The sequence below is a fragment of the Streptomyces lunalinharesii genome, assembly GCF_039532155.1.
Lineage (GTDB): Bacteria > Actinomycetota > Actinomycetes > Streptomycetales > Streptomycetaceae > Streptomyces > Streptomyces lunalinharesii.
The window spans coordinates 1-17,836 of sequence record NZ_BAAARK010000044.1; the positions used below are offsets into that span (position 1 = coordinate 1).

Below are 17,836 nucleotides of genomic sequence, written 5' to 3' on the forward strand. Positions count from 1 at the left end.
CGACGAACTCCGCCAACGCCACCCCACACTCCGCGATCCGCCCCGCGAACACCGGTGACTCGTCCAGCAGTTGGGACCCCATACCGACCCACTGCGACCCCTGACCGGGAAACACGAACACCGTGCGGCCGGCGACGTCCGCCACGCCCTCGACGAGGGTGTGCGCGGAGTGGCCGGCGGCCAGTGCCTGGGTTCCGGCGAGGAGTTCGGTGCGGTCGGGGGCGAGGACCACGGCCCGGCGTTCGAGGAGGGCGCGGGCGGAGAGCAGGGTGTGCCCGACGTCCTGGGGGCGGAGTGCGGGGTCGGTCGCGACCCGGGCGACCAGGGCCGTGGCCTGGTCGCGCAGGGCCCGTTCGGAGTGGCCGGAGACGATCCAGGGCAGCGCGGCGGCCGGCTCGTCCGGCGTGGTGTCCGGGGCGGGGGTGGGCTCGGGGGCCTGTTCCAGGAGGGCGTGCGCGTTGGTTCCGCTGATGCCGAACGAGGAGACCGCGGCCCGGCGCGGCCGGCCGGTCACCGGCCACTCCCGCGCCTGGGCCAGCAGCCGCACCCCGCCGGCGGACCAGTCCACGTGCGAGGTCGGCTCGTCGGCGTGCAGGGTCCGCGGGAGTCGCCCGTGCCGCAGCGCCATCACCATCTTGATGACGCCGGCGACGCCGGCGGCGGCCTGGGCGTGGCCGATGTTGGACTTCAGGGACCCCAACCACAGCGGCTGGTCGGCGGTGTGTGCCTGGCCGTAGGTGGCGAGCAGTGCCTGGGCCTCGATGGGGTCGCCGAGTCTGGTGCCGGTGCCGTGCGCCTCGACGGCGTCGATGTCCGCGGCGGTCAGGCCGGTGCGGGTGAGGGCCTGTTCGATGACGCGTTCCTGGGACGGGCCGTTGGGGGCGGACAGGCCGTTGGAGGCGCCGTCCTGGTTGACCGCCGAGCCGCGCAGCACGGCGAGGACCGGGTGGCCGTTGCGCTGGGCGTCGGAGAGCCGCTCGGCGACGAGGACGCCGACGCCCTCGGCCCAGCCGGTGCCGTCGGCGGCGTCGGAGAACGCCTTGCAGCGGCCGTTCGGGGCCAGGCCGCCCTGGGCGCTGAACTCGACGAAGAGGGAGGGTTCGGTGAGCAGCGTCACGCCGCCGATCAGGGCGAGGGCGGATTCGCCGGAGCGCAGTGACTGGGTCGCCAGGTGCAGGGCGACGAGGGAGGAGGAGCAGGCGGTGTCGACGGTGACGGCGGGGCCTTCGAGGCCGAGGGTGTAGGCGAGGCGGCCGGACAGCACGCTGGCGGCGGTGCCGGTCAGTGCGTGGCCGTGGAGTTCGGCGGCGGTGCCGGCCGAGGGGGCGCCCCAGTGGTAGGACCCGACGAACACGCCGGAGCGGCTGCCGCGCAGCGCGGTGGGGGCGATGCCGGCGCGTTCCAGTGCCTCCCAGGACACTTCGAGGAGGAGGCGCTGTTGGGGGTCCATGGCGGTCGCCTCGCGCGGCGAGATGCCGAAGAACGCGGCGTCGAATTCGGCGGCGTCGTAGAGGAATCCGCCTTCGTGCGTACTGCTGCTGCCGTCGCCGTTTCCGGTGAGGGTCGCCAGGTCCCAGCCGCGGTCGGTGGGGAATCCGGAAACGGCGTCAGTCCCGGCCCAGACCAGGTCCCAGAGGGATTCCGGTGAATTCACACCGCCGGGCAGCCGGCAACCCATTCCGACGATGGCAATGGGCTCGTTGTCCTTGGATTCCAGTTCTCCTATGCGGCGGCGGGCGCGTCGGAGGTCGGAGGTGACTCGCCGCAGATAGTCGACGATTTTCTCCTGCTGGTCCGGCTGGCCTTGCGGGGATTCCGACATCGGTCCGTCCTCATCATCGGGTCGCGAACGAAAGCAACAATTTCTCTATGTGGTTTCGAACTCTTCATCGATGATGTCGAGCAGTCTGTCGACCGACACCGTGTCGATGTCCTCGTCCGAGGAGGGCACCTCTGTGGGCGAGTTCTGGCGGAGTACGGCGGCGAGGGCGTCCAACCGGTCGGCGACGGCCCGGCGTTCGGGGTCGTCCGGCGGCAGGCTGGTGACGATCGCCTCGAACCTGGTCAGTTCCTCGCCGTGGGCGCCGGGCTGCCGGGGGACGGTCGCAGCGAGGAGTTCGGCCAGCCGGCGGGCCGCGCGTTCGGGGGTGGGGAAGTTGAAGACCAGGGTGGCCGGGAGTCGCAGTCCGGTGTGGCCGGCGAGCCGGTCGGCGAGTTCGACGCCGGCGAGCGAGTCGAAGCCGAGTTCCTTGAAGACGCTGCGGGCGCCGACCGCGCCCGGTCCGGGGTGGCCGAGGACGGCGGCGGCCTGGGTCCGTACCAGGTCCAGGAGCTGGCGGTCCCGGTCGGCCGGCGCGAGCGACGCGAGGCGGGTGGCGGCCGAGCGGGGCGCGCCGGGGTCCGCCGCCGACTCGGCGGCCGTTCCGGGGCGGGCCGCGGCGGGCCGGGGCGGGCGGGCGTCGGTGGGCCCGTCGTCGCGCGGGCGCCGCGGGGACCGGGGCGCGGCGCGCTCGTCGTCGCTCAAGGGGCGGACGGTGACGGCGTCGACGGTGACGACGGGGGCGCCGTGCGCGTCGGACGCGGTCAGCGACAGGGCGCCGGTCGTGGTGGGCGTCAGGTGGACGCGGAGCGCGGTGGCTCCGACGGCGTGCAGCCGGACGCCGTGCCAGGCGACGGGCAGCGCGCCGTCCGTCGCCATGGCGGCGTGCCGGGCGGCGTCGAGCAGGGCCGGGTGCAGTCCGAAGTCGGCGGCGTCGTCGGCGGCGCCGGGCGGGAGCGTCACGTCGGCGAAGACCTCCGTGCCGCGGCGCCAGGCGGCCCGCAGGCCGCGGAAGGCCGGACCGTAGTCGAAGCCGCGGTCGGCGAGGCGTTCGTAGTGGTCGGTGAGGTCGACGGGTTCGGCGTCGGCCGGCGGCCAGTTGGGGCCCGTGAGTGCGGTGGTGTCGGCGGGCGCGGGCGCGGGGCCGGTGGTGGTGCGGGGCGGGCCGCCGAGGACGCCGGTGGCGCACTGTTGCCAGGGGGCGGCCGGGCGGTCGGCGGGCCGGGCGTGGACGGTGACGGTGCGGAGCCCCGCGGGGTCGCCGGGGCCGATGCGGACCTGGACGTGCAGGCCGTCGCCGTCGGACGGGAACGGTGCGGCGGTGACGGCGAGTTCGTGCAGGACGTCGCAGCCCGCCTCGTCGCCGGCGCGGACGGCCAGTTCCACCAGTGCGGTGGTCGGCAGCAGCAGCCGCCCGGCCACCGCGTGGTCGGCGAGCCAGGGGTGGGTGTGCGGCGCGAGGGTTCCGGAGCAGACGGTGCCGTCGCCGTCGGCGAGTTCGACGGCGGAGTCGAGCAGCGGGTGGCCGAGCGCGCCGGCTCCGGGCGCGGCCGGGCGCGGCGGGGTGGGCCAGTGCCGGACGTGCTGGAAGGCGTAGGTGGGCAGGTCGACGCGGCGGGCGCCGGTGCCGGCGTAGTAGGCGGACCAGTCGACGGGGACGCCGAGGGTGTGCAGGCGGCCCAGCGCACCGGCGAACGCCGTCTCTTCCGGCCGGTTCTTGGCCAGGACCGGCACCACGTCGACGGGGCTGCCGGGCCCCAGGGTGTCGCGGGCGAGGGCGGACAGCACGCTGCCGGGGCCGAGTTCGACCAGGAGGTCGGTGCCGGCCCCGCCCAGGGTGGCGATGCCGTCGGCGAAGCGGACGGTGCCGCGGACGTGCCGCACCCAGTAGTCGGGGGTGGTGATCTCGCTGCCGGCGCATGCGCCGGTGAGGTTGGAGACGAGGGGGATCGACGGCTGGTGGAAGGCGAGGCGCTCGACGATGTCCCGGAAGGCGTCGAGCATGGGGTCCATCAGCGGCGAGTGGAAGGCGTGCGAGACGGCGAGCCGGCTGGTGCGGCGGCCCTCGCGGGCGAAGTGGGCGGCGAGGCGCAGTACGGCGTCCTCGGTGCCGGAGACGACGACCGCGGTGGGCCCGTTGACGGCGGCCAGGGCGGTGCGCTCGTCGAGCAACGGCGCCACCTCGTCCTCGGTGGCCTCCAGCGCGGCCATCGCGCCGCCGGCCGGCAGCGCCTGCATCAGCGTGGCGCGGGCGGCCACCAGGCGGCAGGCGTCCGTCAGCGTCAGCACGCCGGCGACGTGTGCCGCGGCGATCTCCCCGACGGAGTGCCCGCCGACGGTGTCGGGGCGCAGGCCGAGCGCCGTGACCAGCCGGTACAGGGCGACCTCGACGGCGAACAGGGCGGGTTGGGTCCAGCCGGTGCGGTCCAGGAGCGCCGGGTCGGTGCCCCACATCACCGTGTGCAGGGGGCGGTCCAGGTGCGGGTCCAGGGCGTGCGCGACGTCGTCCAGGGCGGCGGCGAACAGCGGGAATCGGACGGCGAGTTCGCGTCCCATGGCGAGGCGCTGGCTGCCCTGGCCGGAGAAGAGGACGGCGGTGCGGCGCGCGCGGGCCTCGCCGCGGGCGTGTTCGACGGCGCCCCCGTCGGTCGGCAGCAGGACCGCCCGGTGGCGCAGCGCTGCGCGTCCGGTGGCGAGCGAGTGGCCGACGTCCAGGGGGTCCGGGGCGGGCCGCGCGCGGAGGTGCTCGCGCAGGCGGGCGAGTTGGTCGTCGAGGGCTTCGGGGGTGGCGGCGGAGACCGGCCAGGGGCCGGTGGTGGGGCGGGCCTCGGGCCGGGGAGCGGGGGCCTCGGCGGGCGGGGCCTCCTCCAGGATCACGTGGGCGTTGGTGCCGCTGATGCCGAAGGAGGAGACGCCGGCGCGGCGCGGCTGCGCGCCCCGGGGCCAGGCGGCGGGCTCGGCGAGGGGGGCGACGGCGCCCCGGGTCCAGTCGACCTGTCGGGTGGGGGTGGTGAGGTGGCGGATGGCCGGCATCAGGTCGTGGTGCAGGGCCAGGACGGTGGCGATGACTCCCCCGACGCCGGCGGCGGCCTGGGCGTGGCCGAGGTGCGACTTCAGGGAGGCCAGGCGCACTGGCCGGTCCGCGGCGCGGTGCCGTCCGTAGGTGGCGAGCAGGGCTCGGGCCTCGATCGGGTCGCCGAGGCGGGTGCCGGTGCCGTGCGCCTCGACGAGGTCGATGTCGGCGGGGGTGAGTCGGGCGTCGGCGAGGGCGGCGTGGATGACGCGTTCCTGGGCGGGTCCGCTGGGGGCGGTCAGGCCGTCGGAGGCGCCGTCCTGGTTGACGGCCGAGCCGCGCAGCACGGCGAGGACGGGGTTGCCGGCGGCGCGGGCGGTGGACAGGTGCTCCAGGACGACGATGCCGACGCCCTCCGCCCAGGCGGTGCCGTCCGCGTCGTCGGAGAAGGGCTTGCAGCGGCCGTCGGTGGCGAGGCCGCCCTGGCGGGTGTGGCCGATGAAGGCGAGCGGGGTGGACATCACGCTGACGCCGCCGGCCAGGGCGGTGCTGCACTCCCCCGCGCGCAGGGCGCGCAGTGCCGCGTGCAGGGCGACCAGCGAGGAGGAGGATGTGGTGTCGAGGGTGACGGCCGGGCCTTCGAGCCCGAGGAGGTGGGCCAGCCGGCCGGAGACGACGCCGGGGGCCAGGCCGGTGAGGGCGTGGCCGGCCAGGTCGTCGGGTGAGGCGTGGGTGACGGCGGCGTAGTCCTGGCCGCTGGCGCCGACGAAGACGCCGGTGCGGCTGCCGCGCAGGGCGTGCGGGTCGATGCCGGCGCGTTCCAGGGCCTCCCAGGCGGTTTCCAGGACCAGGCGCTGCTGCGGGTCGGTGGAGACCGCCTCGCGGGGTGACATGCCGAAGAAGGCGGCGTCGAAGTCGGCGGCCCCGGTGAGGAATCCGCCGGTGCGCGTGGCGCTGCGGCCGGGGCCGTCGCCGGCCAGGGCGGCCAGGTCCCAGCCGCGGTCGTCCGGGAAGGCGGTGATCGCGTCGCGGTCGCCGCGGACCAGTTCCCACAGGTCGTCCGGGCCGCTCACGCCGCCCGGATAGCGGCAGGCCATTCCGACGACCACCACCGGGTCCTCGTCGGCTCCGATCGTCATGTGGTGCTCACCCCTACGAAGAAAGTTGGCCTCGGCTCACCTCTGCGTGCCGGATCGTACGGGCGCGAACGCTGTACTTTTCCCTAAGGAATGGCCGGCGGCCGTACGGGCATTGGCCGGCCGGGGCAGAAAGTGCCGCCGCGGCGCGAAGACTAGTGAATCCCCCGGTCCGTGGCATGAGACCAAGTAAGCGACCCGTTTTCTCCGCGGTGCGTTCCGGGGGCCGATCGCTGATCGTTTCCGTGAGCGTGCGCCCCGGGCGGCGGCGTCGGCGAATGCCGTCACTCGGCGACCGGGCCGTGGGGACGTGTGACGTGCGGGCCCGGGGCCCGTCACTTTTCCGAAGGGTGTGGTCATGGGCGCGAATCGGCGGCCGATCCTGTTCGTGAGTTATGCCGAAAGCGGTCTGCTGAATCCGCTGCTCGTGCTGGCCGGGGAATTGTCGCGGCGCGGGGTGGCGGACCTGTGGTTCGCGACGGACGAGAAGGCGCGGGACGAGGTGGCGTCCGTGGTGGACGGCAGCCCGGTGCGCTTCGCGTCGCTGGGTGACACCGTTTCGCAGATGTCGGCGGTCACGTGGGACGACGCGACCTATGCCGAGGTGACGCAGCGGTCGCGGTTCAAGGCGCACGCGGCGGTGATCCGGCATTCGTTCGCGCCGGAATCGCGGATCGCGAAGTACCGCCGTCTGGAGGAGGTCGTCGACGAGGTCCGGCCGGCGCTGATGGTGATCGAGAGCATGTGTCAGTTCGGGCATGAACTGGCGATCACCAAGGGCATTCCGTTCGTGCTCGGGGTGCCGTTCGTGCCGAGCAACGTGCTGACGTCGCACGTGCCGTTCGCCAAGTCCTACACCCCGTCGGGGTTCCCGGTGCCGCATTCGGGGCTGCCGGCGGAGATGACGTTCGCCCAGCGGATCGAGAACCAGTTGTTCCGGGTGCGCACGCTCGGGATGTTCCTGACGTCACAGGTCCGCAAGGTCGTCGAGGAGGACGACCGGATCCGCACCGAGCTGGGCATCGCGCCGCAGGCGCGGCAGATGATGGCGCGGATCGACCACGCGGAGCAGGTGTTGTGCTACTCCGTACCGGAGTTGGACTACCCGTTCCCGATGCATCCGAAGTTGCGGCTGGTGGGCACGATGGTGCCGCCGCTGCCCCAGGCACCGGACGACGACGGTCTCGGCGACTGGCTGTCGGCGCAGAAGTCCGTGGTCTACATGGGTTTCGGCACGATCACCCGGCTCACCCGCGCACAGGTGGCGTCGTTGGTCGAGGTCGCCCGGCGGCTGGACGGCGCCGGCCACCAGGTGTTGTGGAAACTCCCGCGCGCACAGCAGGAGTTGCTGCCGCCCGCCGAGCAGCTGCCGGACAACCTGCGGATCGAGGGGTGGGTGCCGTCGCAGCTGGACGTGTTGGCCCATCCGAACGTGAAGGTGTTCTTCACGCACGCCGGCGGCAACGGCTACCACGAGGGTCTGTACTTCGGGAAGCCGCTGGTGGTGCGGCCGTTGTGGGTGGACTGCGACGACCAGGCGATCCGGGGCCAGGACTTCGGGGTGAGCCTGACGCTGGACCGGCCGGAGACGGTGGACCCCGAAGACGTCCTGGACAAGATCACCCGCGTGCTCGATCAGCCGTCCTTCACCGAGCGCGCCGAGCACTTCGCCGGGCTGCTGCGGGCCGCCGGCGGCCGGGCCGCGGCGGCGGACCTGCTGCTCGCCCTCCCCGTCCTGGCAACCGACTGACCGAGGAGCACTTCACTCATGCCCTACACCCATCCGGTGTCCATGCCGTGGCTGCAAGGCCGCGAGCTCGACTACGTGACGGAGGCCGTCAGCGGCGGCTGGATCTCCTCACAAGGCCCCTTCGTGAAGCAGTTCGAGGCGGCGTTCGCCGCGTACAACGACGTGCCGTACGGGGTTGCCTGTTCCTCGGGCACCACGGCGCTGACGCTGGCGCTGCGGGCGCTCGGGGTCGGCCCCGGGGACGAGGTGATCGTCCCGGAGTTCACGATGATCGCGTCGGCGTGGGCGGTCACCTACACCGGGGCGACGCCGGTGTTCGTGGACTGCGGCGACGACCTGAACATCGACGTGTCCCGCATCGAGGAGAAGATCACCCCGCGCACCAAGGTGCTCATGCCGGTGCACATCTACGGCCGGCAGTGCGCCATGGACGCGGTGCTGGACCTGGCGCACGAGTACAACCTGCGCGTGGTGGAGGACTCCGCCGAGGCGCACGGGGTGCGACCACGGGGCGACATCGCGTGCTTCTCGCTCTTCGCCAACAAGATCATCTCGGCCGGTGAGGGCGGCGTGTGCCTGACCCGCGACCCGCACCTGGCCGAGCAGATGGCGCACCTGCGCGCCATGGCGTTCACCAAGGACCACAGCTTCCTGCACAAGAAACTGGCCTACAACTACCGCATGACCAACATGCAGGCCGCGGTGGCCCTCGCCCAGACCGAGCAGTTGGACGTGATCCTGGGCCTGCGCCGGGACATCGAGAAGCGCTACGACGAGGCGCTGCGCGACGTCCCCGGAATCACGCTGATGCCGCCGCGCGACGTGCTGTGGATGTACGACGTGCGGGCCGAGCGGTCCGAGGAGCTGCGTGCGCACCTGGCCGACGAGGGCATCGAGACCCGGGTGTTCTTCAAGCCGATGAGCCGCCAGCCCGGCTACTACTCCCCCGACTGGCCGGAGTTGAACGCGGCCCGGTTCAGCGCGGACGGCTTCTACCTGCCGACGCACACCGGGCTGAGCGCGCAGGACCAGGAGTTCATCACCGGCCGGATCCGCGCGTTCTACGGAGCGGCATGAGCACCGGAGCCCAGGCGCGGACGCCCGCGCCGCAGTGTCCGGTGGCCTTTCCCCTGCGGCAGCCTGGGCGGCCGTTCCCGCCGCCGGAGTACGCGCAGTACCGCGCCGGTCCGGGCCCGGTGCGGTCCGAACTCCCCAGCGGAACAGTGTGGTTGGTGACCCGGCACGAGGACGTCCGGGCGGTGCTGACCGATCCGCGGATCAGCGCCGACCCGTCGCGGCCCGGCTTCCCGAAGGCGTCCCGGACCGGCGGTGCGCCGTCGCAGTACGAGGTCCCGGGGTGGTTCGTGGCGATGGACCCGCCCGAGCACGGGCGGTTCCGCAAGACGCTGATCCCCGAGTTCACCGTCCGCAAGGTGCGGGAGCTGCGGCCGGCGATCCAGCAGATCGTCGACGAGCGGATCGACGCGATGCTGGCCGCGGGCACCTCCGCGGACCTCGTCGAGTCCTTCGCGCTGCCGGTGCCGTCCCTGGTGATCTCCAGTCTGCTCGGGGTGCCCAGGGCCGACCGTGACTTCTTCGAGGACCGGACCCGGGTCCTGGTCCGGCTCAGCTCGACCGACGAGGAGCGCGACAAGGCGACCCAGGCACTGCTGCGGTACCTGGGCCGGTTGATCCAGATCAAGCAGCGGCGGCCGGGCGACGACCTGATCAGCCGGCTGATCGCCACGGGCACGCTGTCCCGGCAGGAACTGTCCGGGGTGTCGATGCTGCTGCTGATCGCGGGGCACGAGACGACGGCCAACAACATCGGCCTGGGCGTCGTGCAGTTGCTCGCCAACCCGCAGTGGATCGGCGACGACCGGATCGTCGAGGAGCTGCTGCGCTACTACTCGGTGGCGGATCTGGTGGCGTTCCGGGTGGCCGTCGAGGACGTGCAGGTCGGCGGTCGGCTGATCCGCGCCGGTGAGGGCATCGTCCCGCTGCTCGCCGCGGCCAACCACGACGAGACGGTGTTCGCCGCGCCCCGGGAGTTCGACCCGGAACGCTCGGCGCGCTCGCACGTGGCGTTCGGCTACGGCGTCCACCAGTGCCTGGGCCAGAACCTGGTGCGCGTCGAGATGGAGATCGCCTACCGCACGCTGTTCGCGCGGCTGCCCTCCCTCGCGCTCGCCGTGCCCGTCGAGGAACTGTCGCTGAAGTACGACGGGGTGCTGTTCGGCCTGCACGAGCTGCCCGTCACCTGGAAGTGAGGGCGGCCGGGACGCCCGGCCGCCAGGACCCGATCCCCGGAGGAACCCCGTGCGCATCACCGTGGACACCGGCCGTTGCGTCGGCGCCGGCCAGTGCGTCCTGACCGCACCGGACCTGTTCGACCAGGACGACGACGGCCTGGTGACCGTCCTCGACCCGGCGTCGGACGCACCGGCCGGCGCCGCCCGCGAGGCGGCGGCGCTGTGCCCGTCCGGCGCGATCAGCGTCGCGGCGGACTGAGCCCGCTCCCCCTTGCGTGAGGGCCCCCGTCCGAGCGGGACGGGGGCCCTCACCGTGCGTCCGCCCGGAGCCGGGCTGACGGATCACCAGGTGACGGGCAGTTCCGCCAGGCCGGCGGACAACTGACCTCCGGAGAAGCCCAGTTCCTCGACCGGACGAACCAGCCGCAGGCCGGGCAGGCGGGTGAAGAGCAGGGTGTAGGCGGTGCGCAGTTGGACCCGGGCCAGCGGCGCACCGATGCAGTGCCACATGCCGTGGCCGAACGTCAGGTGCGGGTTGGGGGCCCGTCGGACGTCGAACAGCTCGGGCTCGTCGAAGACCGTGCGGTCGAAGTTCACCAGCGTGAAGTCCAACAGCACCAGGTCGCCGGTCTTGATGGTCGCGTCGCCCACCGGCACGTCGGCGGTGGCGTACCGCGGGAGCACCGAGCCGCCGGCCTTCGCGGACCGCAGGATCTCCTCGACGCCGCTGCGCATCAGCTGCTCGTCGGCGAGCGCCGCGGCGAGCTGGTCCGGGTACTGGGTGAACAGCACCGTGCCCAGGTCGATGTGACTGGCGACGCTGTCCAGGCCGGCGAAGAGCAGTCCGGCGACGATCGGTCCGATGCGGTCGTCGGACGGCACCTTCCGGCACAGTCGGGAGATGACGTCGTCCTCGGGTGCGGTGCGCTTGCGGCGGGCCAGTGCGGACAGCAGGCCGAACAGCTCGTCCTGGGCTTCCTGGACCCGGGTCGGGTCGTCGATCTCGCCGAGCTTGGCGAGCGCGCCGACCAACCGGCCCTGATCTGCGGCGGGGACGCCGATGAGGGCGCACAGCACCGACAGGGAGAACGGCAGGGAGAAGTCGTCGTGCAGGTCGGCGGGCGGGCCCTGGGCGGTGAGGTGCGCGAGCGCCTGTTCGGCGAGGGCCTCGACCTTCGGCACCAGGTCCAGGACCCGGCGGGCGGAGAACTGCGGGGTGAGCAGCGAGCGCATCTCCGCGTGCACGGCGCGCGCCCCGTCGATGTCGTCGGTGACGAGGAGGTCCAGGAGCGGGTTGCGTACGTAGCGCGGTGCGTTGGCCGGGTCGGCGTGGGCGCGGGCCAGCCGCTCGTCGTGCAGCAGCTGCTTGAGTTCGAAGTGCCGGGTGACGAGCCAGCCCTCGTCGCCGGCCGGGGTGCGGACCTTGCAGACGGGGGCCCTCGATTGCAGGTCGCGCAGCAGGGGGCTCAGGCGCAGGACGGTGCGCGCCTCCGCCGCGAGGGAGGGCGGCGCGGTGGGCGTGCTCATGGGGGCTCCTCGGGAGGGTGGTGCGGTGCGGGACGCCGGCATCCGGCTGTCTGTGCGGGGCGAGGTGCGGGGGGGGTGGCACCACCCCCGCACCTCGGTGGGACGGGTGCCGGCTTGGCCGGTCACGCGGCTCGGTCGTCGCTCACCCGGCGGACTCCTCCAGTCCCGCGAGCCATTCCTCGATGGCCCGCGCGGTCAGCGCCGAGTGCTCCTTGGCGAGGGACAGGTGGTCGGCGTCGATGTCGCGGACCGCGTCGGCGGGGACGGAGGAGGTGTCCAGCCGGAAGCCGGCGAGGTCCCGGGCGGCGCGGACGAGCAGGGTGGGTGCGGTGGGTGCGGGCGCTTCGATGGCGGTCATGGCCATGAACCAGTGCGCCATCGCCGACATCCGGGCGCTGTTCAGCGTCACCGAGGGCGAGTCGATGTCGGCCAGGTAGAACCGCGTGGTGCGGTCCAGGTCGTTGCCCTCGCCGGGGTCGTAGCGGATCGACGCGGTGTCGAGGAGGACCACCCCTTCAGGCCGTACGCCCCAGACGTCCTCCAGGACGCCGGCGGCGAGGTAGGCGAGCGAACCGCCGGTGGAGTGGCCGACCATGACGAACGGTTCGCCGTCGCTGGCCATCAGGACGCTCTCGGCGACGATGCGGGCCGCGGCCTCACTGGTGGCGGGGAGCAGCTCGCCGGGTGCGAAACCCATCAGGGGCAGCGCCAAGACGTGCCGCGTGCCGCGGAAGTGGGCGGCGATGCGGGCGTACTGGTGGACGCCGCCGGTGGCGCCCGGCGCGCTGACGAACAGGAGCCGGGGGCGGCCCGGGCCGTCGGCGAGCGTCACCGGTTCGGAGAGCGCCTCCAGTTCGGCGGGCGTGTCGAACATCGGTCGGGTGTTGGCGACGGCCTTGAGCATCCGCATCGCCTCGACCAGCTTGCCGCCGCGCACCGCCTGGTGGAAGAGGCCCTCCAGGGTGTCGTCGGAGCGCGGTGCCGGCCGGGTGTCCGCGGTGGCCGGGCCGGTGGTGCCCGGTTCGGGGGCGGCGCCGATCTCTTGGTGCAGCCAACGTGCCAGCTTCACCGGTGTCTTGGTGTCGAAGACGACCGAGGAGGGCAGCCGCAGGCCCAGGACCTCACCGAGCTGGTTGCGCAGGCCGACCGCGACCAGGGAGTCGAAGCCCAGCTCCAGGAAGCCGCGTTCGGCGTCGACGGCGGTGGGGTCGGGGTGGCCGAGCAGTCCGGCGGTGTGGCCGACGACCAGGTCGGTGAGCAGGTGTTGGCGGCCGGCCTCGTCGAGGTGGCGGAGGCGTTCGCGCACCGTGACCGGGGAGCGGTCGGCGGCGGCCGCGGTGCGGCGGGACCGCGGCACCAGGTCGCGCCAGAGCGCCGGCAGGGCCTGCTGCTCCCGCAGGCCGGCGACGTTGAGGCGGCTGGGCACCACGGTCGGCTCGGGGCGGGCCACGGCGGCGTCGAAAAGGGCCAGGCCGTCCTCGACGGTCAGCGGTGGCAGGCCGCCGCGCGCCATGCGTGCCAGGTCGGCGTCGCTGACCGAGGCGGTCATGCCGCTGCCCCGGCCCCACGGCCCCCAGGCGAGGGAGAGCGCGGGCAGTTGCTGGTCGGCGCGGTGCCGGGCGAGGGCGTCGAGGTAGGCGTTGGCGGCGGCGTAGTTGCCCTGGCCGGGGCTGCCGAGGACGCCGGAGACCGACGAGTACAGGACGAAGCCGGCCAGGTCGAGGTCGCGGGTGGCGTCGTGCAGGTGCCAGGCGGCATCGGCCTTGGGCCGCAGCACCGCGGCCAGTTGGTCGGGGGTGAGCGACCCGATCAGGGCGTCGTCCAGGATGCCGGCGGTGTGGACGACGGCGGTCAGCGGATGCGCCCCGGGCACGGAGGCGAGGAGCGCGTCGAGGGCGGGGCGGTCGCCGACGTCGCAGGCGGCGATCCGCACGTCGGCGCCGCGTTCGGTGAGCTCCGCCAGCAGTGCGCGGGCACCGGGCGCGTCGGGTCCGCGGCGGCCGGCGAGCAGCAGGTGGCGGACGCCGTGGACGCCGACCAGGTGGCGGGCGAGCGCGGCGCCCAGGCCGCCGGTGCCGCCGGTGAGCAGGACGGTGCCGTCCGGGTCCCAGGCGGGGGCGGGCGCGGTGCCGGCGGCCGGTTCCGGCAGTCGGGCCAGGCGGGCGGCGCGGACCGCGTGGTCGCGGACGACGAGTTGCTGCTCGTCGAGGGTGAGGACGTGCGGCAGCATCCCGACGGAGCGGAACGCGTCGTCGAGGTCGAGCAGCAGCAGGCTGCCGGGGTGCTCGGTCTGGGCGGAGCGCACCAGGCCCCAGGCGGCGGCGCCGGCCGGGTCGGTGACGGTCTCGCCGGCCACCGCGACGGCGCCGCGGGTGACGAAGACCAGCCGGGCCCCGGCGAGCCGCGGTTCGGCCAGCCACTCCTGGAGCAGTTCCAGCACCCGGGCGGTGACGGCGTGCACGGCGGCCGGGCCGGCGTCGGGGCCGCCGACGACCGGGACGAGGAAGACGTCGGGGGCCAGGCCGCCGTCGCCGACGGCTCCGCCGAGCGAGGCGGCGTAGGCGCTGACGGTCTCGTCGGCGCGGTGCAGGGCGTAACCGAGGTCCAGTTCGTCGTTGCCGACGACGGCCCAACGGGTGCCGGTGGCGCGGGCGCCCGGGTCGACCGACACCCACTCCAGGTGGAACAGGCCGCCCTGGCGGGTGTGGTCGGCGGGTGCGGGCTCCGGGTGGTCCTGTGGGGCGCCGAGGGTGATGCGGTCGGCGGTCAGCACCGCGCCGCCCGCGGCGTCCACGGCGGCGAGGGCCACGGTGTCGGGCCCGGTCGCGGTGAGCCGCAGGCGCAGCGCGGTGGCTCCGGTGGCGTGCAGGGCGAGCCCGCCGAAGCCGGTCGGTTCGCGCGGGCCGTCGGCCTGCGGCGACGCGGCGTCCAGCGCCCCGGCGGCGCGGACCGCGGCGGCCAGCAGCGCGGGGTGCAGGCCGAAGGCCCGGTCGGCGGCGGTGCCGGCGCGCAGTGCCGCCTCGGCGAAGACCTCGCCGTCGCGCCGCCAGAGCCCGGTCAGGGCCGCGGCGCCGTGGTCGGCGGCGGGTTCGAAGGCGGCGACGGGCACCGGGCGGGCGTCGCGCGGCGGCCACTCGGCGGTGTCCGGGCCGGCCGGATCGGCGGTGCCGTCGGGGGCGAGCACGCCGGTCGCGCAGGTGGTCCACGGCGCGTCGTCGGCCGCCGCCGGCCGGGCGTGGACCGCGACCGACCGGTGCCCGTCGGCGTCGGCGGCGCCGACCCGGACCTGGAGGGCGACGGCGTCGTCGGCGCCGAGGACGAGCGGCGCCGGCAGGTCGAGCCGTGCCACGTGCGGGGTGCCGGTCAGGTCCCCGGCGCGGACCGCGAGTTCGACGAAGGCGGTGCCGGGGACGGTGATCCGGCCGTCGGTGCGGTGGTCGCCGAGCCAGGGGTGGGTGGCGGGCGCGAGCCGGCCGGTCAGGACGGTCTCGTCGGCGTCGGCGAGGGCGACGGCCGCGCCCAGCAGCGGGTGGGCGGCGGCGGTCAGGCCCAGTGCGGCCGGGTCGCCGGTGCGGGCCCGGACGGTCGGCCAGTAGCGCTCGCGTTGGAAGGCGTACGTGGGCAGGGCGACGGGTTCGGCTCCGGGCGTGCGGGTGCCGGCGAACACCGCGTCCCAGTCGACGTCCGCGCCGTGCGCCCACAGGGTGCCCAGGGCGGCCAGCACGGTGGTCTCCTCCGGGCGGTCCTTGCGCAGTGCGGGCACCACGACGGGGCCCGGCTCGGGGAGGTTCTCCCGAACCAGGGCGGACAGCACGCCGTCCGGGCCGAGTTCGAGGAAGGTCCGTACGCCGCGGTCGGCCAGGGCGCGCACTCCGTCGCCGAAGCGGACGGCCTGCCGGACGTGGCGGACCCAGTAGTGCGGGGCGGCGAGTTCCTCGGCGGTGGCGGGCAGCCCGGTGAGGTTGGAGACGAGGGGGATCGTGGGCGGGGCGAAGGTCAGCGGGGCGACGGCCTCGTGGAAGGCGTCGAGCATGGGGTCCATCAGCGGCGAGTGGAAGGCGTGGCTGACCGGGAGGCGGGTGGTGCGGCGCCCCAGGTCGTCGAAGTGCCGGCGGACGGCGACGGCCGCGTCCTCGGCGCCGGAGACGACGACGGACCGGGGGGCGTTGACCGCGGCGATCGCCAGGTCGTCGGTGAGCAGGGCACGCACCTCGTCCTCGGTGGCCTCCAGTGCCACCATGGCGCCGCCCGGCGCCAGTGCGGACATGGCGGTGGCGCGGGCCGCCACCAGGGTGCAGGCGTCGGCGAGGGTGAGCACGCCGGCGACGTGCGCCGCGGTGACCTCCCCGATGGAGTGTCCGGTGACGTGGTCGGGGCGGACGCCCCAGGAGGCCAGCAGGCGGTACAGCGCGACCTCGACGGCGAACAGTGCCGGTTGGGTGTGCCGGGTGTCGTCCAGGCGGGTGCGGTCCGTGCCCCAGACGACGTCGCGCAGCGAGGTGCCGAGCCGGGCGTCGAGCAGTGCCACGGTCTCGTCGAAGGCGGCGGCGAACACCGGGTGGCGGGCGTGCAGTTCGCGCCCCATGCCCAGGCGCTGGGAGCCCTGGCCGGAGAACAGCACGGCCAGTTGGCCACGGCCGGCGGTGGGGACGGCCCCGCGGGCCACCTCGGTGACGGCGTCGTCCTCGTGGACGAGCAGGGCCCGGTGGGCGAACGCGGTGCGGGTGGTGGCGAGCGCGTGGCCGAGGTCGGCGGCGCTGCGGCCGGGTGCGGTGGTCAGGGCGCGCACTCGGGCCAGTTGGGCGTCGAGGGCGCCGACGGTGCGGGCCGCGACCGGCCACGGCACGGCGCGCGGGCCGGTGGCGGTCTTGGCGGATCGCTCGGCGGCGGGCTCTGGCGCCGCGCCGGCGCCCGCCTCGTCGGCCGACTCCTGTGGCCCGGGGGCCTGTTCGAGGATGACGTGGGCGTTGGTGCCGCTGATGCCGAACGACGAGACGCCGGCCCGCCGCACCCGCTCGCCCTCGGGCCAGGCGACGGGCTCGGTGAGCAGCCGCACGGCGCCGGTGTCCCAGTCGACGTGCGAGGACGGCGCGTCGACGTGCAGGGTCCGCGGGAGGACGCCGTGCCGCAGGGCCAGCACCATCTTGAGGACGCCGGCGACGCCGGCGGCCGCCTGGGTGTGGCCCAGGTTGGACTTCACGGAGCCGAGCCACAACGGGCGGTCGGCGGGCCGGTCCTGCCCGTAGGTGGCGAGCAGCGCGCCGGCTTCGATGGGGTCGCCGAGCCGGGTCCCGGTGCCGTGCGCCTCGACCGCGTCCACGTCGCCGGGGGCCAGGCCGGCGCCGGCCAGTGCCTGGCAGATCGCCCGCTGCTGGGCGGGGCCGTTGGGGGCGGACAGGCCGTTGGAGGCGCCGTCCTGGTTGACCGCCGAGCCCCGCAGCACGGCGAGGACCGGGTGGCCGTTGCGCTGGGCGTCGGAGAGCCGTTCGACGAGGAGCAGCCCGACGCCTTCGGACCAGCCGGTGCCGTCGGCCGCCTCGGCGAACGCCTTGCAGCGGCCGTCGGGCGCCAGGCCCCCCTGGAGGCTGAAGCCGGCGAAGCTCGACGAGGTGGCCATCACCGTCACGCCGCCGGCCAGGGCGAGGGCGCACTCGCCGGCACGCACCGCCTGCGCGGCGAGGTGCAGGGTCACCAGGGACGACGAGCAGGCGGTGTCGAGGGTGACGGCCGGGCCTTCGAGGCCGAGCGCGAAGGACAGGCGGCCGGAGAGGACGCTGGCGGCCAGGCCGTTGCCCGCGTAGCCGCCCATGTCGTCCTCGGCGGCGAGGACCAGGTGCGCGTAGTCCTGGCCGTTGGTGCCGACGAACACGCCGGTGCGGGTGCCCCGCAGCCCGGCCGGGTCGATGCCGGCGCGTTCGACGGCCTCCCAGGCGGTCTCCAGCAGGAGCCGCTGCTGCGGGTCCATGGCGAGCGCCTCGCGTGGGGAGACGTCGAAGAAGCCCGGGTCGAAGGCGGCCGCGTCGGGCAGGAACCCGCCGCGCTGGGTGGCGCTGCCGCCGGGCCCGTCGCCGGCCAGGGCGGTCAGGTCCCAGCCGCGGTCGGCGGGGAACGGTCCGATGCCGTCCCGGCCGGCGCTGAGCAGCTCCCACAGGTCTTCGGGGGAACGCACGCCGCCGGGGAACCGGCAGGCCATGCCGACGATCGCCACGGGTTCATGGCGTCCCGCCTCCGCCTCCTCAAGACGTTGGCGGGTCTGGTGGAGGTCCTTCGTGACCCACTTCAGATAGTCGACGAGCTTCTTTTCGTCCGGCATCGTCCGTGAAACCTTCCTCAGATGTG

7 protein-coding genes and 1 pseudogene are annotated in these 17,836 nt (G+C 74.6%); 4 read left to right on the forward strand and 4 right to left on the reverse strand.

Annotation, left to right across the window (positions count from 1 at the left end; all coding sequences use genetic code 11):
* Positions 1-1,822, reverse strand: a 1,822-nt coding sequence (locus ABD385_RS35780; RefSeq protein ID WP_344583769.1) for a type I polyketide synthase, incomplete at its 3' end; no start/stop codon positions are given.
* 45 nt (positions 1,823-1,867) lie between these two features.
* Positions 1,868-5,956: pseudogene (locus ABD385_RS35785) on the reverse strand (type I polyketide synthase); the annotation flags it as partial.
* A gap of 370 nt (positions 5,957-6,326) precedes the next feature.
* On the opposite strand from ABD385_RS35785, the gene ABD385_RS35790 reads away from it, so the two are divergent.
* From ABD385_RS35790 to ABD385_RS35805, 4 genes are read left to right on the forward strand one after another with little or no spacing between them, the layout of a single operon-like run.
* Positions 6,327-7,718, forward strand: coding sequence for a glycosyltransferase (locus ABD385_RS35790; protein ID WP_344583772.1), 1,392 nt, complete (start codon positions 6,327-6,329; stop codon positions 7,716-7,718).
* A gap of 18 nt (positions 7,719-7,736) precedes the next feature.
* Entirely contained in the window at positions 7,737-8,795 is a 1,059-nt protein-coding gene (locus ABD385_RS35795) for a DegT/DnrJ/EryC1/StrS family aminotransferase (RefSeq protein ID WP_344583773.1), read from the forward strand.
* Entirely contained in the window at positions 8,792-9,988 is a 1,197-nt protein-coding gene (locus ABD385_RS35800) for a cytochrome P450 (protein WP_344583775.1), read from the forward strand. Before ABD385_RS35795 ends, ABD385_RS35800 begins: the two co-directional genes overlap by 4 nt.
* A 49-nt stretch (positions 9,989-10,037) precedes the next feature.
* Positions 10,038-10,229, forward strand: coding sequence for a ferredoxin (locus tag ABD385_RS35805; protein ID WP_344583777.1), 192 nt, complete (start codon positions 10,038-10,040; stop codon positions 10,227-10,229).
* 83 nt (positions 10,230-10,312) lie between these two features.
* On the opposite strand, the gene ABD385_RS35810 is transcribed toward ABD385_RS35805, so the two are convergent.
* Together ABD385_RS35810 and ABD385_RS35815 are read right to left on the reverse strand one after the other, a co-directional pair.
* On the reverse strand, positions 10,313-11,497 hold the full coding sequence (locus ABD385_RS35810; protein WP_344583778.1) for a cytochrome P450: 1,185 nt from the start codon (positions 11,495-11,497) through the stop codon (positions 10,313-10,315).
* A gap of 142 nt (positions 11,498-11,639) precedes the next feature.
* Entirely contained in the window at positions 11,640-17,810 is a 6,171-nt protein-coding gene (locus ABD385_RS35815) for an SDR family NAD(P)-dependent oxidoreductase (RefSeq protein WP_344583780.1), read from the reverse strand.
* Positions 17,811-17,836 lie beyond the last annotated feature (26 nt).